The sequence below is a fragment of the Pseudactinotalea sp. HY160 genome (genome assembly GCF_009372055.1).
Taxonomy (GTDB): Bacteria; Actinomycetota; Actinomycetes; order Actinomycetales; family Beutenbergiaceae; genus HY158.
The window spans coordinates 307194-328270 of the sequence record NZ_WHMT01000002.1 but is presented as its reverse complement, the minus strand read 5'-3'; the positions used below and the strand labels follow the sequence as shown (position 1 = coordinate 328270).

The window sequence follows — 21077 nt, the reverse complement described above, 5'->3', positions numbered from 1 at the left end:
CACGGCTCAGCAGCCGGGCTCGACCTCGTGGGCGGCATGGCCCACGGGTTCGAGCTGGAGGGTCGTGTGGCCGAGGTCGAAATGCTGCTCGAGGCAGGCGGTCACCCGATCGAGCACGGGCCCGCACTCGGCCAGGTACTCCGGTTCGACCACGACGTGCGCCGTGAGCGCGGGCATCCCGGAGGTGATGGTCCACGCGTGCAGGTCGTGCACGTCGATCACGCCCTCGACCGATCGGATGTGCTCGCGCACGCGGGCCAGGTCGAGGCCCTTGGGGGTCGCCTCGAGGAGGATGTGGGTGACCTCGCGCAGCAGCGACCACGCCCGCGGCAGGATGAACAGCCCGATCCCGAGCGAGGCGAAGATGTCCGCCCGCTGATAGCCGGTCGTGGCGATGACGATCCCGGCCACGATCACGGCCACGGAGCCCACGAGATCCCCGAGCACCTCGAGGTAGGCCCCGCGCATGTTGACCGATTCGCGGTGGGAGCCGTGCAGGAACGTCAGCGAGATCGCGTTGGCGACCAGGCCCGCCCCGGCCGCGATGAGCATCGGGGTGGTGGCGACCTCCGGCGGCGAATCCCAGCGCGCCAGGGCCGTGACGATCACGTACACGCCCATGCCGCCGAGGATGACCGCGTTGACCAGCGCCGCGAGGATCTCCGCGCGCATGAGCCCCCATGTGCGCGAATCGGTGGCGGGCCGGCTCGCGAGCGTGATCGCCACGAGCGCGATGAGCACCCCGGTGGCATCGGTGAGCATGTGCCCGGCGTCCGCGAGCAGCGCGAGCGAGGAGGAGACGATCGCCCCGACGAGCTGGAACACCACCACCACGCCGGTGATGACCAGCACGACGATCAGCCGGGACCGGTGCTGCCCGGCGGCGGTCCCGGCTGTGGGAGTGCCGTGCGAATGGGCCATCGACATCCGCCTACATTCGCTCGGGGGCGGCGATGCCGAGCAGGTCGAGCGCGCGCGCCAGGGTCCGGCGGGTCAGGTCCACGAGCAGCAGCCGCCGCTCCCGCACCGCCCCGGAGGAGGCGAGCACCGGGCACTGGTCGTAGAACTCGGTGAACGTGCGTGCCAGCTCGTAGGCGTAGGTGCACAGCGTGTGTGGTTCGAGCGTGCCGGCCACGGTCTCGACCGCGGCCCCGAACTGGTCCAGCTGGAGCGCGAGGGCCCGCTCGGCGCTCTCGAGCGGTTCGGTCAGCGCATGGACGGCGGCGCTCGCCTCGACCTCGAGGCCTCGCTCGGCCGCCTTCCGCAGGATCGATGCGAGCCGGGTGTGCGCGTACTGCAGATAGACGCCGGTGTTGCCGTGGAAGGAGACCATCCGCTCGGGGTCGAACGTGTAGTCCTTGATCCGGTTGGAGGAGAGGTCGGCGTACTTGATCGCCGCGATCCCGGCCTGCTCGGCGATGAGGTCGAGGGCGGGGTCGTCGGGGTCGGCGCCCTTCTCCTCGGCGGCCTCGCGCACGACCGCACGGGCGGCGTCGACGGCCGCCGAGAGCAGGTCCATGAGCTTGGCCGAGACCCCCGCGCGGGTCTTGAAGGGCTTGCCGTCGGCGCCGAGCACGGATCCGAAGGGGACGTGGGCCGCGCCGACACCGTCGTGCAGCCAGCCGGCCTTCGTGGCGGCCTCGAAGACGAGCCGGAAGTGGAGCGCCTGCGGCGCGCCCACCACGTAGAGGATGCGGTCGGCCCCGAGTTCACGCACGCGGTAGCGCAGGGTCGCCAGGTCGGTCGTGTCGTAGCCGTAGCCGCCGTCGGACTTGCGCACCATGAGGGCGGCGGGCTTGTCGTCCGGGCCCGTGACCTCCTCGGAGAGGAACACGAGCGCGCCGTCGGATTCCACCGCCACGCCCGCGTCGGCGAGCTCGGCGGCCACGACGGGCAGCATCGGGTTGTAGATCGACTCCCCGGCGGCGTCGGCCGGCGTGAGCTGGAGCCCGAGCCGGCCGTACACCTCGGAGAAGAAGCGCTGCGACTGGTCCACGATCTCGCGCCAGGTGGCCAGGGTGGCCGGGTCGCCGGCCTGCAGGGCCACGACGCGGGCCCGGGCGCGGTCGGCGAAGGCGTCGTCGGCGTCGAAGCGGGCGCGGGCCCGCTTGTAGAGGCCGTCGAGCGCCGAGACCGGGGAGGTGTCGCTCAGCTCCTCGGCGCGCCAGGCGACGTCGGGGTTCTCGTCGATGAACTGGATGAGCATCCCGAACTGGGTGCCCCAGTCCCCCAGGTGGTTCTGCCGCACGACGTCGGAGCCGAGGAAGCCGAGGATGCGGGCGATGGAGTCGCCGATGATCGAGGAGCGCAGGTGCCCGACGTGCATCTCCTTGGCGATGTTCGGCCCCGAGTAGTCGACGACCGTGCGGGTCCCCGCCCGGCTCGCCGGCACGCCGAGGCGGTCGTCGTCCAGCCGTTCGCGCACCTGGTCCCACAGGGCGGCGTCGGAGAGGGTGAGGTTGAGGAAGCCGGGTCCGGAGATCTCGACCGATCCGATGAGGCCGGCCTGGCCGAGCTCCTCGACGATCCGGGTGGCGACCTGCCGCGGGTTCGCCCCGACCTTCTTCGCCAGCGCCAGGGCCGCGTTGGCCTGGAGGTCGGCGTGATCCGAGGGTCGCACGAGCGGATCGGCACCGGCCTGCTCGGGGTAGGCCGCGGCGATGGCGCGGGCGAGGGTGTCATCGAGGCGCTGGGCGAGGGAGGGCACGGAGGAGGTCACGCGACCATTCTTCCATCGCCCGGCGACCTCGCGCGCTGGGCCGACCTGCCCGTCGACCTGCCGGCCGGCACGCCGGAGGCGGCGGCCCCGGGGGGACCGCCGCCTCGCGGGGCCGGGCCGCGACCTGCCCGGGGTCAGGCCTTCTTGTCTCGGCGGGTGGCCCCGGTCGCCTTGTCGGCGGCGTCCTTCACGTCCGCGGCGGCCGCCTTCGCGTCGCCGGCGACCTCGGCGGCCTTGTCCGCGGCATCGCTGGTCTTCTCCGCCACGGCCCCGGCCGCCTTGTCGGCGGCGTCCTTGGCCTCGACCGCGGGCTCCGCGGCCGGGGCGGCGGGGACGTCGTCCCAGTACTCCTCCGCCCACGGGTCGTCGACCGGCTGGGTGCGGCGCCAGATGAGCACGCCGGCCCCGGCGACGGCCGCGCCGACGGCGGTCCAGCCGAGCACCTTGCCCACGCTGCTCTTCTTCTTGGTCTGCTCGTTCGCGGCCTTCTCCACGATGCTCAGCGCGGACGCGGCCTTGTCGGCCGCCTTGTCGGCGGCGGCGTCGGCCCCGGCCTTGGCCGCGTTCGCGGCGTCCTCCATCGCGGTGACCACGCGCGGAAGCACGGAGTCGACGAGCTTGTCATGGGCGATGTCGACCGCGCCCCTGCTCTTCTCGGCCAGCTCGGCGACCTTCGGGGCGGTCACCTCGACGCCGCTGCGCCACGCCTTGTCGACCCGCGGCCCGGCCCACTCGATCGCGGCCTCCACCTTGGGGCCCGCCCACTCCTTCGCGTCGTCGGCGAACTGCCGAGCAGCCTTGCCGGCCTCGTTCGCACCATCGCGGACCTGATCGGTGGAGAGCTTCTTCTGCGACATATCTGCCCCTTGCGTTGTCCGCCGCGTGGTCGCGGGGAGCGGTCGATTCTGTGGAACTCTCCCTATCGTGCCATCTGGAGTGTTCTTTCGCATACGGCTATCGGCGGATGCCCGCGCAGCGGACACGCGGACCCGAGCGCATCGCGGTGCCGATCGGCGGGGCCGGCGGTGTGTCGCCCGTGTGCCGCTGGTGTGCCGTCCGCGGTGGTGGATGCGAGAATAGGCGGCATGGACGCTATCTTTCACACTTCCGAAGGCGACATCGTCGTCGAGCTGCTGCCCAACCACGCCCCCAAGACGGTGCAGAACTTCGTCGAGCTGGCGCGCGGTGACCGCAGCTGGACCCACCCCGGAACCGGTGTGGAGAGCACCGAGCCGCTCTACGACGGCACGATCTTCCATCGCATCATCCCGAACTTCATGATCCAGGGCGGCGACCCGCTCGGCTCCGGCACCGGCGGCCCCGGCTACACCTTCGACGACGAGATCCACCCCGAGCTCGACTTCACCCAGCCGTACATCCTCGCCATGGCGAATGCCGGCAAGCGGATGGGCAAGGGCACGAACGGCTCCCAGTTCTTCATCACCACCGCACCGACCACGTGGCTGCAGGGCAAGCACACCATCTTCGGCAAGGTGAAGGACCAGGCCTCGACGGCCGTCGTCGACACGATCGGCAACGCCGCCACGGGACGCAACGACCGCCCCGTGCAGGACATCGTCATCAACTCGATCGAGATCGTCGACTGATTCGGCGGATCAGGTGACCGACTACCCCTCCGCCCCCAATCCCGGGTGGCGCCCCGAGCAGCCGGGCCAGGTTCCGCCGCCGTCGGCGGGATGGTCCGGCGGCCCGGGCGGCGGCACTCCGGGGTCCCCGGGGCAGGGGCAGCCGGTCTGCCCGCGTCACCCCGACCGGGTCAGCTTCGTGCGCTGCCAGCGCTGCGGCCGGCCGGTCTGCCCGGAGTGCCAGCGGCAGGCGCCGGTCGGCGTGCACTGCATCGACTGCGTGCGTGCCGCCCAGAAGCAGGTGCCCGCCCAGCGCACGGTGCTCGGCGGCCGGATCACGCCGAGCCGTCACCCCGTGGTCACCCAGGTGATCATCGGGATCAACGTGGCCCTGTTCCTGCTCGGCTACGTCGTTCCCGGCCTCACGTGGAACCTGATGTTCGCGCCCGTGGTCGGTGAGACCGAGCCCTGGCGGATCGTCACGAGCGGGTTCCTGCACGCGGGCATCTTCCACATCGCGTTCAACATGTACGCGCTGTGGATCGTGGGCCCGTTCCTGGAGAAGATGCTCGGGCGTTGGCGGTTCATCGCCCTGTACCTCCTCAGCCTCATCGGCGGCAGCCTCGCGGTCGTGGTCTTCTCGGCGGGCCCCTCGGCAGACAGCTGGTATCAGGGCGTCGTCGGCGCGTCCGGGGCCGTGTTCGGGCTGTTCGGGGCGATCGCGCTCGTGCTGCGCAAGACCGGGCGCAATGCCCAACAGATCCTCGTGGTCATCGGGATCAACGTGGTGATCTCCTTCGTGATCGCGGGGATCTCCTGGCAGGCGCACGTCGGCGGCCTCATCACCGGTGGCGTGCTCGGGCTCCTGTTCACCAAGCTGCCGCGCGAGCGTCAGCACGTCGGCGGCGTCATCGGTGTCGTCGCCGTCGCGGCCGCCCTCGTCGCGGGCTTCGTCGCGATGTACGCCGTGAAGTAGCACCCGCTCCTCGACGGCCGGCCTCCGCATCCGTGCGGGGGCCGGCCGTTCGTCGTGCGCGAGGACGGCGACCGGTCGCCTCGACGCCGTCCACAGGGTTGTCCACAGCTGTCCACAGAGACCCATGCTTATCCACAGGTTGAGGCGTCATCCTCAGGTTCATCCACGGCGACGCGGCGGATATCCACCGGTGGGCCCGCCCTTATCCCCAGTTATCCACAGCTGTGTCCACACCTGGGGATAGTCACACGGCTGTAATTCCACAGCTGTGGGTAACGCTGTGTACAGATGTACGAAGAGCCTGCGGGTGACAGCGGTCGGCGCCGAGCCCGGGCGGGCGCCCGCGGAGATCGCACCCCGCATCCTCACGTGTCTTCCGCGCTGCGGATCGACGCCATGGGAGTGCGCCCGGGTGGGGACCCGTCCGGCGGGCGGGCCGGCCGGGCGCCATGGGCACTGTGGGCGCTGCGGGCGCTGTGGGCGCTGTGGATGCGGCGTCGGTGCCGTCGGTGCGGGTGAGCGCCGCCGGGGCGGTCAGGATCGTGAGGGCCGCGTGGTCCGGGGAGCGTCGTCGTCGACGGGACCGCTGCGGGAGGGCCGTCCGGGCCGGGACCGTCATGGTCCCGACTCGGACAGGGGCGAGGGGTGGGCGCTCAGCGCCAGCGCATGGTCATGATGAACCCGGCGAACACGAGGGCGAAGCCGATGCCCAGGTTCCAGTTGCCGATGCCGGGGACGGGGTATTGACCGTTGAACACGTAGGTCGCGACGATCCAGGCCAGGCCGACGAGGCCGAGCGTGACCATGACCGGAACCCACCAGACCGGATTCGGTACGGCCTCGGTCGATGCCGGCGGCGGCGTGTAGGTCGACTTCTTGCGGGGCTTCGATTTGGGCATGCCACTACTCCTCAGTGATGCAGACTGCCCCGATTCTAGGGGAGAATGCGTTCCCCCTCGGCCACTGTCGGGATCGGCACCTACACTGGCGCCATGTCGGGAACAGTGCCGCCGCCGCACCGGGGCCGCGCGCGCCGCACCGGGCACTGGAGTCTGGCCGTCGTGGGCGTGCTCGCGGGCATCCTGTTCGCGACCAACGCGCGACTCTTCGCGGAGGCCGACACCCGCCGCCCGGAGAACCTCGTCGACCTCGTGCGGGTCGAACGGGACCGGCTCGAACAGACCAACGCCGACGTGATCGAGCTTCGAGCGGAGGTGGCCGATCTCGTGGCCTCGGCCGACGAGTTCAGTCAGGCCGGCCCCGATCCCGAGGTGGAGTACGCGGCGGGACGATCCGCGGTCACGGGACCGGGCGTCGTCGTCAAGCTGTGGGACGCGCCCCGGCGCGACACGCTGCCCCCGGGCGTTCAGCCGGACGATCTCGTGGTGCACCAGCAGGATCTCGAGGGCGTGATGAACGGGCTGTGGGCGGGCGGCGCCGAGGCCATGACGGTGCAGGGGCACCGCGTCACGGCCACCTCCTCGATCCGCTGCGTGGGCAACGTGCTGCTCATCGACGGGTCGGTCTACTCCCCGCCGTACGCGATCGCGGCGATCGGGGATCCGGCCCAGCTGCGGCGCGTGCTCGTGAGCAGCGCACCGGTGGCCCTCTACCTCGACTACGTCGAGGCGCTCCAGCTGGGCTGGTCGCTCGACGAGGAGTCGGAGCTGGAGTTCCCGGCGGCCGAGGGGTCGATCGCGATGGCCTATGCGCACAAGCCCGGGCAGGAACCCATTACCCTGCCTACAACAGAACCCTCACCTGCGAACGGGTCCACTCCATGACAGATGTGTACGACGTCTTCGAGCTCAACACCGAGCCGGAGCCGCTTCCCTCGCGCAAGTCCCGGCGTGCGCACCACGGTCGTCGGCGCGCCTCGGTCGGTTCGATCATCGTCGGCGTGTTCGGGGAGCTGCTCATCACCGCCGGCCTCATCATCGGCCTGTTCGTGGTGTGGCAGGTGTACTGGACCGACGTCATCGGCGCGCGGGAGGCCGCCGGGCACATCGAGGTGTTCGAGCAGTCGCTGCCGCCCGTGCCCGACACCGTCGCGCCCGAGCAGACCGGCGACGCGCCCGTGGCGAGCGTCAAGGAGGGGTCGATCGGGGTGCTGTACGTGCCCCGGTGGGGCGAGGACTACCGGATGCCCATCACCGACGGCGTCGGCCTCGACGTGCTCAACGATGGATACGTCGGTCACTACCCGGAGACCCAGGTGCCCGGGGAACTGGGCAACTTCGCGCTCGCCGGCCACCGGCAGACCCACGGCAAGCCGTTCCGGTACGTCGAGGAGCTCAAGGAGGGCGATCCGCTCATCGTGCAGACCAAGGACGCCTTCTACGTCTACCGCGTGAGCAGCCACGAGATCGTCAAACCCACCGACACCCGCGTGATCGCGGCGAACCCGTTCGATCCCGGGGCCGCGCCCGAGCAGCAGCTGCTCACCCTGACCACGTGCCACCCGCTCTGGTCGATCAAGGAGCGTTGGATCGTGCACGCCGAGCTCGACTATTGGACGGACCTGTCCGATGGCCGGCCCGCCGACCTGCCGGAAGGAAGTCTGTAGATGTATGGAGCACTGTGGCGCGGCCTGCCCGGGCCGGCCTGGTTCAAGGCGATCTTCCTCCTGCTCGTGGTGGCGGCGATCGTGTACGTGCTGTTCGAGTACGTGTTCCCGTGGGCCTACCCGCTCCTTCCCCTCGGTGAGAACACGATCGACGGCGCATGAGGCGCGTTCTCGTCGTCGACAACTACGACAGCTTCGTCTTCACGATCGTCGGCTACCTCGAGCAGCTGGGGGCCGTCACGCAGGTTCTGCGCTGTGACGACGCAGCCCTCACCGGCGCCTACGAGCTCGCCGATGCGGTGCTCGTCTCGCCCGGACCGGGCACGCCCGCGCAGGCCGGGCGCAGCGAGGAGCTCATCGCCGCGTGCGCTCGGGACGTGAAGCCCCTCCTCGGGGTCTGTCTCGGGCACCAGGCGCTCGCGGAGGTGTTCGGGGCCGAGGTGGGTCACGCTCCGCAGCTCATGCACGGGCGCACCTCGCGGATCCAGCACGACGGCACCGGGGTGTTCGCGGGGCTGCCGGCCGAGATGGTCGCGACCCGCTACCACTCCCTCGCCGTGCGCACCGGCACGGTGCCCGGGGAGCTGCGGGTCACCGCGACCACCCCCGACGGGGTGATCATGGGCCTCGTGCACCGCGAGCTGCCCCTGCACGGCGTGCAGTTCCACCCCGAGTCGGTGCTCACCACGGGCGGGCACCGGCTGCTGGCGAACTGGCTCGAACTCGCGGGGGTCGCCGGGGCGGTCGAGACGGCCGAGGGGTTGAGTCCGGGGCTCGCAGCGGGCTGAGTGAGTGACGGGCCCGTGTGTGCCCTGCTGAGCCCGGTCGAGCCGGGTGCGGTCCGACGCTGTGGCGCGCGACAGCGTCCTCGTTGGCTGGTGGCTGTCGGTCGGGTCGGCTAGAGTGAAAGCAATCGACCCCCTCCCAAGCCTCTCGAAGAAGCTCAAATGGGAGGGGCCTCTCTCTTTCCGGGGTGCCGTGTGAAGCCGAATCTCTCCTGGGACGAGCAGGTCGCCCTCATGGTCGGCCGGGGTCTCACCGTCGATGATGAGGCCGCCTGCGCCCGCTTCCTCGCTGTGACGAACTACTACCGGTTCTCCGGCTACGCCCGGTACTTCCAGAAGGCTCCCCATCTCGGTGACGACAACTTTCGCCCGGCCACCACGCTTGACGAGATCCGCGCCGTTTACGACGCCGACGCGGCACTACGCACTGCGCTCCTCCGACCGCTCGCGCACGTCGAGCTCATGCTCCGCTCGCACGTCGCGCGCGTCGTCGCCGACGAGCATGGTGCCTACGGCGGCTATCTCAAGGAGGGCTTTTACACCGACGTCGGCGACCGAGAGCCGACTGTCGAGTCCTGCCTGCGAGACATCGACCGTAGCAAGGACCGCCACATCCTCCGCTACCGAGGGTCCGGCCCCGACCACGCCGACTACAGCAGACTGCCGGTGTGGTCCGCGGTCGAGGCCTGGTCGTTCGGCACTCTGTCGAAGGCCATAGAGCGGGGCGCAGGTGGCGGTCTCGCCGATGCCGTCGCGACGAGCATCGGGATCGCCAAGGCCGGCTTCGCCTACCGTGTGCGGGCCTTGGTCTATCTCCGGAACCGGTGCGCCCACCACAGTAGGCTGTGGCACCATTCGGTCCTCGACGCCGGCCCAACCCCGAACAACGTCCGGACGAAGGCCAAGCGGGAAGCGGGCCAGTTCGAACCGCGCTCCGTGCTCGACATCATCGCCTCGCTTGACGACATGGCCTCACGCGGCGGGGTCGCCGAGCCCCTCCTCCCTCGGCTCGTAGCCGAGCATGACCGTGGATCCGAGTTCTGGCTGGGTCTATGCAAGCCGCAGAGTCCTCGCGACCATGCCGACGACACGCGATAGCTCGCTCCTGAAGCGTCTATGCGCGTATCGCGCGCCACGCCGGAGTTGTGTCCTGGTCGAATCACGGCTCCGGACGCGGACTCAGGAGGTCGCAGTGATCCCAGACCTATCCGCCGAGGCTCGCGGCCCTCACGCTCTCAGTACGGGATGGGATTCGGCGGCCGAGGTCGCTGTTCAGCGGGTCGATCGCCGCGACTGTCTGGTCGAGCGCACCGAGTGCCCGGAGGGACTGCGAGACGCTGCCGAATCGCACGCGGGTGACCGCGACCACCCCCGACGGGGTGATCGTGTCGCTTTGTCTCTTAATAACTGACATGCATCTGGATTCCGGACACCCGACCCGGAACTTGAAGATCAGCAGGTCATCACTGAGACCCGCGCGGTTCGGCCCTCCCCAGTGAACGTTCTGCATACGTTAAAGCGCTGGAACGACCTACTCGGCCGCACCTCGGCGGGGAAGGCCGTCCAGGGGGCGAACGCCATCGAGGGCTACCTCGTGAGCGACGGGGACGCGGTCGCGGCCATCGACGACGAACCGCCGTTGACCGCAGACGATGCCACCTGAGCCGAAATCCTCGAATGCCGTCAGGTGCTCACGTACGTGCTCAATGTGGCGACCGAGCCGGGCTTCGTGATCGATGAGGCGGAGACCATCTGGCGTCACCTGGATGAGCTGCCTCCCGGTAACCGGCTCGATGGCAGGTTGGCGGACGCGCTCTTCGATGCGCTGCTTGGATTGCGCGTGACCCGGCCGACCGGGGCCTAGCTGCGGCCCTGGTCCCCCGCGTCCCCGGCCCCATCGGTCGGGGGCGGGGACGGGTTGTCGTCCGCGGGAGGCGGCGTCGTGGTCTCGGTCTCGCTCGGCGACTCGGTCGGGGTGCTCGGCTCCTCGGTCGGCGGCGGCGGGGCCTTGGCCACCGTGAGGTTGATGCTCGAGTTGACCGGGCGCAGCCCGGAGACGTCCTGGGCGATGACCGTGCCGGGTGTCTCGTCGGACTCGAGGAAGGTCGTGGCGGCGCTGATCCCGAGGTCCTTGAGCTCTGCGGCCACATCCTCGAACTGGTCGCCCACGAAGTCGGGGATCTCGACGTTCCCGGTCGCCACGAAGATCGTGATGTCCGCGTCCGGGGAGACCTCCGTCTGGGCGGCCGGCTCGGTGCGGTCGACCGTGCCCTGCGACTTGTCGGCGATGTTCTCGGGTTCGATCGTGAAGTTGCCCGCGTTGAAGCCGGCGTCCACGAGCCGGTCCCGGGCCGCGTTCTGCTCCATCCCGGCCACGTTCGGGATCGCGATCGCGTCCGGTCCGGTGGAGAACCACACCTGGACGGAACTGCCCTCGTCGACCATCGTGCCCACGGCGGGCGACCAGCGGGTGGCGTTGCCGGCCGCCACGTCCGTGGAGGCCTCCCCGCCCTGGTCGTCGAGCACGAGCCCCTCCTCCTCGAGGAGGGCGGTCACATCGCCCTTGTCCATCTCGTTGGTCAGGGTCGGCACGGCGACCTGCGGGGTGGGCGGCGGCTCCTTGTCCTGGTTGAGCAGGAGGAAGGCGACGACACCGGCGATCACCACGCCGAGGATCACGAGGGTCCAGATCAGTCCCTTGCGGCTCGGGGGCTCCTCCTCGGCCGCCTCGTCCTCGGCAACCGGCGGGAACGGGGAGGGCTGGGCGAGTGCCGGCTGACCGAGCACCTGCGTGGCCGGTGCGGCGGCGGCCATGGCCGGTGCCTGCACGAGCCCGCCGACCGCGGCGGCCTCGAGGTCCGCCCGGAACGCCGAGGCGGAGGAGTAGCGCTGCTCGCGGTCCTTCGTCAGGGCCTTGAGGAGGATCCGGTCGAGCGCCTCGGGAACGTCCGGCGCGAACGCCGACGGCGGCTGGGGCTCCTCGCCGACGTGCTGATAGGCCACGGCCACGGCCGAGTCGCCCACGAACGGGGGGCGGCCGGTGAGCAGCTCGTAGAGCAGGCAGCCCGTCGAGTACAGGTCCGAGCGGGCGTCGACCACCTCGCCGCGGGCCTGCTCGGGGGAGAGGTACTGGGCCGTGCCGACGACGGCCTGGGTCTGGGTCATCGTGGCCGAGGTGTCGGCCAGCGCCCGGGCGATGCCGAAGTCCATCACCTTGACCGCACCGGTCGGGGTGAGCATGACGTTCGCCGGCTTGATGTCGCGGTGCACGATCCCGCTGTGGTGGGAGTACTCGAGCGCCGTGAGCACCCCGAGGGTGATCTCGATCGCCTCGTCGATCGGCAGGGCCGAGCCGTCGCGCAGCAGATCGCGCACGGTGTGGCCCTCGACGTACTCCATCACGATGTACGGCCACCGGCTCTGCGCGCCGGCCGCATCGGTCGTGACCTCCTCGCCGGTGTCGTACACCGACACGATCGCGGGGTGATTGAGTGACGCCGCCGACTGGGCCTCGCGCCGGAACCGCGCCTGGAAGGTCACATCCGCGAGCAGGTCGGAGCGCAGTACCTTGACCGCCACGGTGCGGTTGAGCCGGGTGTCGCGGCCGATATGGACCTCGGCCATGCCGCCGCGCCCAATGAGCTCTCCGACCTCATACCTCTCTGCGAGCAGGCGGGGTACGTTGTCAGCCACCTATCGGCCTTTCGTCGATCGACATCGCGGCACACGCCGCGGTGGGGGGATTCTCGCCAGTGCAGTTGCCCAGCCTACCGACCTCCGCGGCGGCCGGATGCGCGAGCAGCATCACCATGAGCATGAGAGCTCCGCCACGCCGGCCCCGCCGATTCTGCTCGGAGCCGCCCTCCCCGCGCAGTGAGCGCCGCGAGGCCGGCGGCCCGGGCGCCGGCGCATCCTCCGGCTCGGTGCGCGTCGGATGCCAGCGGGGACGCGTGGCCGCCTCCCCGGGTGGCGTCGCCCGGTTCCCGGAGGCGGGGGTCGGCTTCGTCACGGCGATCGGCGGCCGCACCGACACGTTCGCCTTGAGCTCGACCTCGGTGGGGATCGCGGCGTGGTGCCCGGGCCGGGCGGACTCCGCGCCCGGAGCCAGCTCGGGCAGGAGCTCCTCGATCATCCGCGCCAGGGAGGCGGCGCTGCGGGGGCGGTCCTCCGGATCCTTCGCGAGCATCGAGCCGATGAGGTCCCGCACCCGCGCGTCGATCCGGTCGGGCATCGGCGGCACCTCCTCGTTCACGTGCGCGAACGCGATGTCCACCTGGGTCTTGCCGGTGAACGGACGACGCCCCACGAGCGCCTCGTAGCCGATCACCCCGAGGGCGTAGATGTCCCCGAGCCCGGTCGCCGCCCGGCCCATCGCCTGCTCGGGCGGCAGGTACTGGGCCGTGCCCATGACCATCCCGGTCGCGGTCATCGGGGCCTGATTCGCCCCGAGCGCGATCCCGAAGTCGGTGATCTTCACGTAGCCGTCGGGGGTGATGAGCAGGTTCGAGGGCTTGATGTCGCGGTGCACCACCCCGCCCATGTGCGCGGTGTGGAGGCCGCGGGCGGTCTGGGCGAGGATCGGCAGCACCTGCACCGCATCGAGGGTCCGCTCCCGGGCGAGCAGGTCCGAGAAGGGCTCCCCGATCACGAGCTCCATGATGAGGTAGCCCGAGTCGTCCTGCTCCCCGTAGTCGTACATCGCGGCGATGTTCTGGTGCGAGAGCCCGGCGGCGTTGCGCGCCTCGGCGCGCAGCCGCCCGAGGAAGGCGGCATCGCCCGCGAACTCGGGGCGCAGCACCTTGGCCGCGACCCGGCGCTCGAGGTGCTCGTCGAGCGCCGCCCATACCTCGCCCATGCCGCCGATCGCGATGAGATCGAGCAGGCGGTACCGCTCGCCCAGGAGGAGGCCCTCGACCGGTTTCACTCGCCGATCACCGCCTCCATCATCGCGCGGGCGATCGGCGCGGCCACCTTCGAACCGGTGGCCTCGCCGGCGAGATCCCCGCCGTTCTCCACCACGACCGCGACCGCGACCTGCGGATCGTCGGCCGGGGCGAAGGAGGTGAACCAGGCGTGCTGATTCTCCTCGTTGCCGGTCTGGGCCGTGCCGGTCTTGCCCGCGACGTCGACGCCCGCGATCCGGGCCGGGGCGCCCGTGCCGTTGTCCACGACGTTGACCATCATCTCGGTCATCGTCGCGGCCGTCTCGGGCGAGACCGGCCGGGAGAACTCGACCGGCTCGGTCGAGGAGGTGACCCGCAGGTCCGGACCCCGTTCCGTCTGCACGAGGTAGGGCTTCATGAGCACGCCGTCGTTCGCGATCGCGGCGGACACCATGGCCATCTGCAGGGGGGTGACCCGCACGTCGAATTGGCCGATGGCCGTCATCGCGAGCTGGGCGTCGTTCTGCGGATCGCCGAGCCGGGAGCCCGTGACCTTGAGCGGGATCGTCAGGTCCCGCCCGAATCCGAACGCCTCGGCCTGCTCGGTCAGCGCCTCGGCGCCGAACTCCATCGCGAGGTTCGCGAACGGGGTGTTGCACGAGACCTGCAGGGAGTACATGAGGGTCGCCTCGCCGCCGCTGCCGCAGACGGAGCCCCCGGGGTTGTGGATCGTCGCGCTCGTTCCGGGCAGGTCGAGCTCCGTGGGTGCCGGCACCACCGAGTCGGGGCCGTAGTCGCCCGATTCGAGGATCATCGCCAGGTCGATGAGCTTGAAGGTCGACCCCGGCGGATACTGGTCGCCGCCGATGGCCCGGTTGATCAGCGGCCGGTCGGGGTCGTCGATGAGCTCCTGGTAGGCCTCGTTCACGGCGACCGTGTCGTGTCCGGCGAGCACGTTCGGGTCGAAGCTCGGGGTGGACACGAGCGCCAGGATCCTGCCCGTGGCCGGTTCGATCGCCACGGCCGCGCCGCGCTGGTCCCCGAAGGCCTCGAGCGCGGCCTCCTGTACCGCCGGGTCGACTGTGAGCTCCACGGTGCCGCCGCGCTGCTGCCCGCCCGTGAAGAGCGTGCGGATCCGTGAGAGCAGCAGGGAGGTGTCCGACCCGTTGAGCACGTCGTTCTCGGCCTTCTCCATTCCGGAGGCCTGGAACACGACCGAGAAGTAGCCGGTGATGGGTGCGTAGGCGGGACCGTCGGTGTACACCCGCTGGTAGCCGAAGGCGTCGTCGACGGGCTCGGAGAACGCGATCTCGTTGCCCGCCACCACGATCGGGCCCCGATCGCGCCCGTATTCGCGGTAGACCGAGCGGGTGTTGAACTCCTTGTTGTTCAGGGCGTCGGCGCGCCCGTACTGCACGAGGGTCACCTGCACCATGAGCGCGGCGAACATGAGCAGCACCACGACGCTGAGTCGGCGGATCGGAGTGTTCATCGCCGCAGCTCCTGGGTCGGGTACTCGTCGCCCGGGGCCACCGGCGTGACCGGCGTGCCCGGCGTGACCGGACGCTCGCGCCCGGGGCGAGCTGCGTCGTCCGTACGCAGTGCGTCGATCGCGATCGCCACGGTTTCGTTCCCGAGCGGTCCGGCCTCGGGGGCGGGGCTGCGGGCGGCGTCGGAGATGCGCAGCAGGATCGCCACGATGATCCAGTTGGACACGAGGCTCGAGCCGCCGGCGGCGAGGAACGGGGTGGTCAGGCCGGTGAGCGGGATGAGGCGGGTGACGCCGCCGACGATGATGAAGCACTGGAAGGCGATGACGAACGCGAAGCCCGAGCCGAGGAGCTTGCCGAAGCCGTCGCGCACGCCGATCGAGGCCCGCAGCCCGCGCTGGATGAGGATGAGATACATGAGCAGGATCGCCATGAGGCCCGTGAGGCCGAGCTCCTCCCCGAGCGAGGCGATGATGAAGTCGGAGTTCGCGTACGGCACGAGATAGGGGTGGCCCTGGCCCCAGCCGGTGCCGAGTAGCCCGCCGGCGGCCAGGCCGAAGAGCCCGTCGACCAGCTGGCCGGAGCCGTACGGGGCGAAGTAGACGTCCGGGTCGAGGGCGTGGAGCCAGATGTCGAAGCGGGCCGCGACGTGCCCGAACGTGTTCACGGCGAGGATCACCCCGACGGCGAACAATCCGAGCCCGATGAGGATCCAGCTCACCCGCTCGGTGGACACGTACAGCATCGCCACGAACAGGCCGAAGAACAGCAGGCTCGTGCCCAGGTCCCGCTGCACCACGAGCACGACGATCGAGGCCGCCCACACGATGAGCAGCGGCCCGAAGTCGGCGATCCGGGGCAGCTGCATCCCGAGCACCTTCGGCCCGGCGAGGGTGAGGGAGTCGCGATGGGTCACGAGATACGCGGCGAAGAAGATCGCCAGCAGGATCTTGGCGGGCTCCGCCGGCTGGAACTGGACGCCGGCCACGTTCACCCACAGCTGGGCGCCGTTGATCCGCTGGCCGATCACGGGCAGCAGCGGCGAGAGCAGCAGCAGCAGGCCGGCGCCCCCGGCGAGGTAGGGCAGCCGCCGCAGCAGCCGGTGATCGGTGAGCAGCACGATCACGGCGATCGCCGCGGCCGCGCCCACGAGGGTCCACAGCAGTTGCCGGTCGGCGGCGCCGCCGGCGCGGCCCCGGGCCACGGCGGCGAGGTCGAGGCGGTAGATCATCGCCAGCCCGAGGCCCGTGAGGGCGACGACGATCGGCACCATGACCGGGTCGGCGTGGGGTGCGCGCCACCGGAGCACGAGATGGAGCGCCACGCTCACCCCGGCGAGCACGGCGGCGTACACGGGCAGGTCACCCGGGATCTCCCCCTCCACGCCGAGGCCGACGAGGGCGAGCCCGCCCACTCCGATCGCCACCGCCACGGCGAGCAGCACGAGCTCGGAGCCGCGGCCGGCGCCCGGGCGGGCCGCGGCGACGGTGGCCATCAGCGGGCCTCCCCGGTCAGCTCGGCAACGATCGTCGTCGCATCGGCGAGGCTCACGGCGCTGATCCCGCGTTCCACCCGCGACTGCGCGAACGGGGGCAGGTCGTCCAGGCGGATGACCGTGCGCTCGGTCACGTGGGACAGCTCGACCGGCCCGATCGACTGCGGCACGCCCTGGTAGATCGCCACGTAGTCCCCGTCCGGGGCCACGAAGTACTGGGTCTGGGTCCACTGGTAGCCGAGCACCACGGCCGTGACGAGCAGCGCGAGCGGAACGAGCACGGCGAGCAGCCGCACCCACGGCCGGCGGCGAGGTGGGGCGTCGACGTCGCGGGCGTCGTCCTCGAGCTCGTCCGCCCCCGGAGCGGCCCCCGTGTGCGCCGCCACGAGCGCGGCGGCGCGGGCGGCCGCGCTCGAACCACCCCGGGTGGGCCGGGCCCGGTCGATCGCGGCGGCACCGACCACCTGCGGCACGGTCGAGGCACCGGCCGAGTCGTCGGTCACGTCGGCCACGACCACGGTGATGTTGTCCTGCCCGCCCCCGCGCAGCGCGAGATCCACGAGCTGTTCGGCGCACGCGCCGGGATCGGTCACGTGCCGCAGCGTCTCGGCGATCGTCTCGTCCGAGACCATCCCCGAGAGCCCGTCCGAACACAGCAGCCACCGGTCGCCGGCCTTGAGCTCGCGCACGGTCTCGTCGAGCTCGACCTCGTCCGTCGAATCGCCCAGCACCCGCAGGATCACGGAGCGCTGGGGATGGTTCTCGGCCTCGGCCGGGGTGATCTGGCCGGTGTCGATGAGGTACTGCACGAACGTGTGGTCCTGGGTGATCTGGTGCAGCGAGTGCTCGCGCAGCAGATACGCCCGAGAGTCGCCGACGTGGACCATCGCGGCCGTGCGCCCCGAGACGAGCATCGCCACGACCGTCGTGCCCAGCCCGGCCAGCTCGGGGCGGGCGCGGGAGTACTCGATCAGGTCCGTGTGCGCGTCGGTCAGCGCCCCCGTGAGGAGCTCGAGGATGTCGTCCGCGCCGTGGTCGTCACCGTCGAGGGCCGCGAGGTGGGCCACCGCGACCGAGGAGGCGATGTCGCCCCCGGCGGCCCCGCCCATGCCGTCGGCGAGCACGAGCAGGTTCGGGCCCGCGTAGCCGGAGTCCTGGTTGTTGGCCCGGATGAGGCCCACGTCCGAGCGCGCGGCGTAGTGGAGCGAGATCGCCATCGTCACCTGCGCAATTCGATGATCGTCTGCCCGATCCGGATCGGGGTGCCGGCGCCGAGCACGACCGGGGTCGAGATCCGCCGCGAGGCCACGAAGGTGCCGTTGGTCGACCCGAGGTCCTCGACGTACCAGGCGCCGTCGGCGGGGAAGATGCGGGCGTGTCGGGAGGAGGAGTAGTCGTCGTCGAGCACGAGCGTGCAGGAGGGGTCGCGGCCGATGAGGATGGCGGATTCGCCCAGCCGCATGCTCGTGCCGCCGAGCGGGCCGGCGGTGACCACGAGCCGGCCCAGCGCCCGGTTCGACCGGTCGGCGCGGTCGTCCTTCTCGGCGCGCTCCCGGGCCGGGCGGGTCGCGTGGACGCTGCCGCGGGCGAAGATGCGGGTGCCGAAGATGTCGCGGCGGAGCACCCCGATCGCGCTGAGCACGAAGAGCCACAGCATCGCCAGGAATCCCAGGCGCAGCACCGTGACCACGAGCTCGGAGAGGTTGCTCATCCGTCACCCGAATCGGCACCGGTCCAGAAGAGGATGCGGGTGCGCCCGATCGTGAGGGTGTTGCCGTCGACGAGCGTGGCCGCCTCGATGTGGTGGCCCTCGACGTAGGTGCCGTTCGTGGAGCCGAGATCGGTTGCGATGATCCCGTCCGGCGTGGCCCGGATCTCCAGGTGGCGGCGGGAGACGCCGGAGTCGTCGACGATGATGTCGGCCTCGCTGCCGCGGCCGATCACGGTGACCGCGCCCGTGAGCAGGTAGCGCTGGCCGTCGATGTCGACGATCGGATGGTTGCGGGCGGGCGCGGTGGTCGCCGGCGCGACCGTGCCGCGGCGGGAGGAGGAACGCACCCGGAAGCGGCCGGCCTGCAGGTCCTCGACCTCCTCGAAGGTCACCTCGACCGGGCCCACGAACACGTAACGCTGGGCGGTCGCGTGCTCGGTGGCGCTCGCGGCGAGCTCGTCGGCGAGGACGTCGGAGCCCCACGAGTCGACCTGCTCGGAGTCGGTCGGTCCGAGCTCGACCACGAACGCGTTCGGCACCACGGTGCGCCCACGGGAGAGCGCGGCGGTGCGCTCGTCCATGTCGCGGCGGATCGCCGAGGCGATGTCCACCGGCTTGAGCTCGGTCTTGAACGCCTTGGCGAACGTGTTGCTCAGGGCACGCTCGACGCCCTTCTCGAACCGGTCGAGAACTCCCACTGCGCACCTCCTCCTCATCAGCCGGGTACCCACGACACGTAGGCACCACTCAGTGCATCAGTGCACATCGTAGTTGGCTTGGTCACGCGCTGCGTTGTCGCGGGCGCGCGTGGGGGTCTCCCGGTCGCCCGGAGGGGGCCGGATGTGACGGTCTTCACCGCCCGTGGGAGCCGCCCGCGGGGATTGCGGACGGCGCCCGCTCGCCCGGTCCGGGGCTCGCCCGGGCACGTGTTAGGCTTTCGACGCTGCGGGCGACCGCGGCGCTCGCGCGAGTGGCGGAATTGGCAGACGCGCACGGTTCAGGTCCGTGTGCCCGTGAGGGCGTGGGGGTTCAAGTCCCCCCTCGCGCACGAGTGAAGAAATGGCCTCTGGCCTGCGGAGACGATTCGCAGGGCGGAGGCCTTTCGTCGTCTTCTATGCCGACGCGCGCTCAGCGCCGGGCGTGGCTCGAGGTGTGCTGCGACGCGGTCGGCCCCTGCCGATCGACGCGGATCGCACTCACGCCACGACGCGTTGGCGACGGCCGGCGGAGTCGAGTGCGGCGAACTCCAGAACGGCGAGAATGTCGTCTCGTTCAAGCTCGTCGTAGTCGGTCAGGATCTCTTCGTAGGTCATGCCGGAGGCCAGCAGTTCGAGGACGTCGTGCACGCGCAGTCGCATGCCGCGGATTGTCGGGGCGCCATGGCAGATCGACGGGTCGACCGTGATCCGGTCGAGTCGGCTGACGACATTGCTCATGGTCGAAGCGTACGCATCGCGGCTGCGGATGGGGCAGGTCCCGAGGCGAAGCCGTCGGCCCGGCCCCGAGGAGTGATTGCGGTCGATGGGGCTGTGGCAGCGTTGCTTGCCGGTGCCGCGGCCGGCACGGTTCCAGTGATCACGAGGCGGCGAGGGAGTCCAGAGCGTTCGAGTGTCGGCCGGTGTGGCGCAGTTGGAAGCCGGAACGTGACGGATCGCGTTGAACTGAAGCAACCCGAGGCTCTTGACCGACCGGTCAAGTGCGTGTGTACCATCGAAAACGACCCCCGATTCGGGAGCCATCTGACGAGAAGGAGGATGAGTTCGATGAAGAGGTGGACACGATGGCAGGACTGGGTGGCGGTGGCCGCCGGCCTGTATGCGGCCCTGGCAAGCATCTGGACGACCCCGCGTACCGGCGCGACGGTCTCCCTGATGATCGTGCTGGGCGTGCTGATGATCATCGCAGGGCTATGGAGCCTGGCCGCGCCGGGCTTCGTATCGATGGAGTGGATACTCGCAGTGCTCTCGGCGCTGCTGTTCATCTCCCCATGGGTGACGAGCTACGCCGGCATGTCCGGTCCCGCCTGGACCTCATGGATCTGCGGAGGTGTCGGTGTGATCGCCGGCCTGTGGGCGCTCGCGCCCGCGGAGAAGGTGCACCACACGACGCACGGCGGCGGCCAGGTCGCGCACGCGTGATCGACGATCGGCACGGGGCCGGTGGGAGACCACCGCCCACGTGCCCGTCGCCGAATCGAGGAACGCCCGAGAACTCGGGGGATTCCGACAACTGAACGGAGGGCGAGATGCGCGCCGAGGTCGGCACCCGCGCCCGTGAGCGGATTCTCGACGCTGCGGCTGTGCTCTTCGCCCAGCGTGGCTTCGACGGGTCGTCGACGGCGCGCATCGCGCACGCCGCGGGCGTGCCGAAGGGGCTGCTCTTCTACTACTTCCCGACCAAGCCGGACATCCTCGGCGCGCTCCTGGAGGAGCGGTTCGTGGTGGCGCCCTTCGACACGGGGCCGCTCACCGTGCGGGGCGATCCGGCTCAGACCCTCATGAACCTGAGTGAGCGGGTACTGCGCAACCACGCCGAATCGGAGATCCTGCGGGAGATCATCTGGCACGAGTCGCATACGCGGCCCGAGGTGCTCGCCGCGCTCACGCGCTACCGGCAGGCACTGAACGGTTCGATCCAACGCGCCTTGGCGGCCAGCCTGCCGGGCCACATCAACGAGGACGTGATCCGGGCAGCGGCGGCGGCGTGGGCCGCGCTCATCACGGCCCGCCCGCTCGGGGGCGAGGGGGACGGTCGCGGGGCGATCCATGCCGTGGCGAACCTGCGCGCGGTCGCGCAGCTGCTCACCGCGGGACTGCGTGCCGCGCCGGCGGGGGCGTGACGGGGCCGGCGGGGGCGTGACGGGGCC

Annotated in this window: 23 protein-coding genes and 1 tRNA gene; 12 read left to right on the top strand and 12 right to left on the bottom strand. The window is 70.8% G+C overall.

Annotated features, from left to right (window positions below; all coding sequences use genetic code 11):
* Positions 1–6: 6 nt before the first annotated feature.
* The 3 genes from GCG21_RS04115 to GCG21_RS16135 form a co-directional block, all read right to left on the bottom strand.
* On the bottom strand, positions 7–921 hold the full coding sequence (locus tag GCG21_RS04115) for a cation diffusion facilitator family transporter (protein ID WP_370460160.1): 915 nt from the start codon (positions 919–921) through the stop codon (positions 7–9).
* Between the two features lie 10 nt (positions 922–931).
* Complete coding sequence (argS, locus tag GCG21_RS04110) at positions 932–2719, bottom strand: arginine--tRNA ligase (RefSeq protein ID WP_370517264.1); 1788 nt, start codon at positions 2717–2719, stop codon at positions 932–934.
* A gap of 134 nt (positions 2720–2853) precedes the next feature.
* Complete coding sequence (locus GCG21_RS16135) at positions 2854–3576, bottom strand: hypothetical protein (RefSeq protein ID WP_194164926.1); 723 nt, start codon at positions 3574–3576, stop codon at positions 2854–2856.
* A 228-nt stretch (positions 3577–3804) separates the two neighbouring features.
* On the opposite strand from GCG21_RS16135, the gene GCG21_RS04100 reads away from it, so the two are divergent.
* Both GCG21_RS04100 and GCG21_RS17195 read left to right on the top strand, forming a co-directional pair.
* On the top strand, positions 3805–4326 hold the full coding sequence (locus GCG21_RS04100) for a peptidylprolyl isomerase (protein ID WP_152817965.1): 522 nt from the start codon (positions 3805–3807) through the stop codon (positions 4324–4326).
* A gap of 13 nt (positions 4327–4339) precedes the next feature.
* Positions 4340–5281, top strand: a complete 942-nt coding sequence (locus GCG21_RS17195; protein WP_153876970.1) for a rhomboid family intramembrane serine protease — start codon at positions 4340–4342, stop codon at positions 5279–5281.
* Between the two features lie 653 nt (positions 5282–5934).
* Here GCG21_RS17195 and GCG21_RS04090 read toward each other — a convergent pair.
* The gene (locus GCG21_RS04090; protein WP_152817964.1) at positions 5935–6180 is read right to left on the bottom strand and encodes a cell division protein CrgA; all 246 of its coding nucleotides are present in this window, start codon (positions 6178–6180) and stop codon (positions 5935–5937) included.
* 93 nt (positions 6181–6273) lie between these two features.
* Between GCG21_RS04090 and GCG21_RS04085 the strand changes: the two genes are divergently transcribed.
* From GCG21_RS04085 to GCG21_RS16120, 7 genes are all read left to right on the top strand, one after another.
* Complete coding sequence (locus GCG21_RS04085) at positions 6274–7065, top strand: DUF881 domain-containing protein (RefSeq protein WP_152817963.1); 792 nt, start codon at positions 6274–6276, stop codon at positions 7063–7065.
* Complete coding sequence (locus tag GCG21_RS04080) at positions 7062–7847, top strand: class E sortase (protein WP_152817962.1); 786 nt, start codon at positions 7062–7064, stop codon at positions 7845–7847. The genes GCG21_RS04085 and GCG21_RS04080 overlap by 4 nt, the downstream gene beginning before the upstream one ends.
* Positions 7848–8009 carry a hypothetical protein gene (locus GCG21_RS16130; protein WP_194164925.1) on the top strand — a complete coding sequence of 54 codons (162 nt, stop codon included), beginning with the start codon at positions 7848–7850 and terminating at the stop codon, positions 8007–8009.
* Positions 8006–8635, top strand: coding sequence for an aminodeoxychorismate/anthranilate synthase component II (locus tag GCG21_RS04075; RefSeq protein WP_152817961.1), 630 nt, complete (start codon positions 8006–8008; stop codon positions 8633–8635). Before GCG21_RS16130 ends, GCG21_RS04075 begins: the two co-directional genes overlap by 4 nt.
* A gap of 192 nt (positions 8636–8827) precedes the next feature.
* Positions 8828–9730, top strand: coding sequence for an Abi family protein (locus tag GCG21_RS04070; RefSeq protein WP_370517263.1), 903 nt, complete (start codon positions 8828–8830; stop codon positions 9728–9730).
* A gap of 397 nt (positions 9731–10127) precedes the next feature.
* Complete coding sequence (locus GCG21_RS16125) at positions 10128–10295, top strand: hypothetical protein (RefSeq protein ID WP_194164924.1); 168 nt, start codon at positions 10128–10130, stop codon at positions 10293–10295.
* 24 nt (positions 10296–10319) lie between these two features.
* Complete coding sequence (locus GCG21_RS16120) at positions 10320–10496, top strand: hypothetical protein (RefSeq protein WP_194164923.1); 177 nt, start codon at positions 10320–10322, stop codon at positions 10494–10496.
* Here the strand turns inward: GCG21_RS16120 and pknB are convergent.
* Genes pknB through GCG21_RS04030 form a run of 7 tightly spaced genes read right to left on the bottom strand, consistent with a single transcriptional unit; the run spans position 10493 to position 18909 of the window.
* Positions 10493–12325 carry a Stk1 family PASTA domain-containing Ser/Thr kinase gene (pknB, locus tag GCG21_RS04060; protein ID WP_370517262.1) on the bottom strand — a complete coding sequence of 611 codons (1833 nt, stop codon included), beginning with the start codon at positions 12323–12325 and terminating at the stop codon, positions 10493–10495. The genes GCG21_RS16120 and pknB overlap by 4 nt on opposite strands.
* On the bottom strand, positions 12318–13556 hold the full coding sequence (locus GCG21_RS04055; protein ID WP_370517261.1) for a serine/threonine-protein kinase: 1239 nt from the start codon (positions 13554–13556) through the stop codon (positions 12318–12320). Before GCG21_RS04055 ends, pknB begins: the two co-directional genes overlap by 8 nt.
* Complete coding sequence (locus GCG21_RS04050) at positions 13553–15007, bottom strand: penicillin-binding protein 2 (protein ID WP_152817958.1); 1455 nt, start codon at positions 15005–15007, stop codon at positions 13553–13555. Before GCG21_RS04050 ends, GCG21_RS04055 begins: the two co-directional genes overlap by 4 nt.
* On the bottom strand, positions 15004–16500 hold the full coding sequence (locus GCG21_RS04045; protein ID WP_152817957.1) for an FtsW/RodA/SpoVE family cell cycle protein: 1497 nt from the start codon (positions 16498–16500) through the stop codon (positions 15004–15006). The genes GCG21_RS04050 and GCG21_RS04045 overlap by 4 nt, the downstream gene beginning before the upstream one ends.
* A complete protein-coding gene (locus tag GCG21_RS04040) occupies positions 16500–17717 on the bottom strand; it encodes a Stp1/IreP family PP2C-type Ser/Thr phosphatase (RefSeq protein WP_152818042.1) in 1218 nt (405 codons plus the stop codon). Before GCG21_RS04040 ends, GCG21_RS04045 begins: the two co-directional genes overlap by 1 nt.
* A 2-nt stretch (positions 17718–17719) precedes the next feature.
* Complete coding sequence (locus tag GCG21_RS04035) at positions 17720–18211, bottom strand: FHA domain-containing protein (protein WP_152817956.1); 492 nt, start codon at positions 18209–18211, stop codon at positions 17720–17722.
* Positions 18208–18909 (bottom strand): DUF3662 and FHA domain-containing protein, encoded by a 702-nt coding sequence (locus tag GCG21_RS04030; RefSeq protein WP_153876980.1) that lies wholly within the window; start codon positions 18907–18909, stop codon positions 18208–18210. The genes GCG21_RS04035 and GCG21_RS04030 overlap by 4 nt, the downstream gene beginning before the upstream one ends.
* A 266-nt stretch (positions 18910–19175) precedes the next feature.
* On the opposite strand from GCG21_RS04030, the gene GCG21_RS04025 reads away from it, so the two are divergent.
* Positions 19176–19259: transfer RNA gene (locus GCG21_RS04025), tRNA-Leu, on the top strand.
* Positions 19260–19407: 148 nt separating this feature from the next.
* Here the strand turns inward: GCG21_RS04025 and GCG21_RS16600 are convergent.
* Positions 19408–19950 (bottom strand): DUF433 domain-containing protein, encoded by a 543-nt coding sequence (locus tag GCG21_RS16600; RefSeq protein WP_227993110.1) that lies wholly within the window; start codon positions 19948–19950, stop codon positions 19408–19410.
* A gap of 60 nt (positions 19951–20010) precedes the next feature.
* On the opposite strand from GCG21_RS16600, the gene GCG21_RS04015 reads away from it, so the two are divergent.
* Positions 20011–20349: an SPW repeat protein gene (locus tag GCG21_RS04015; RefSeq protein ID WP_370517260.1), complete on the top strand. Its 339-nt coding sequence runs from the start codon at positions 20011–20013 to the stop codon at positions 20347–20349.
* A gap of 107 nt (positions 20350–20456) precedes the next feature.
* A complete protein-coding gene (locus tag GCG21_RS04010) occupies positions 20457–21050 on the top strand; it encodes a TetR/AcrR family transcriptional regulator (RefSeq protein WP_152817953.1) in 594 nt (197 codons plus the stop codon).
* Positions 21051–21077: the final 27 nt, after the last annotated feature.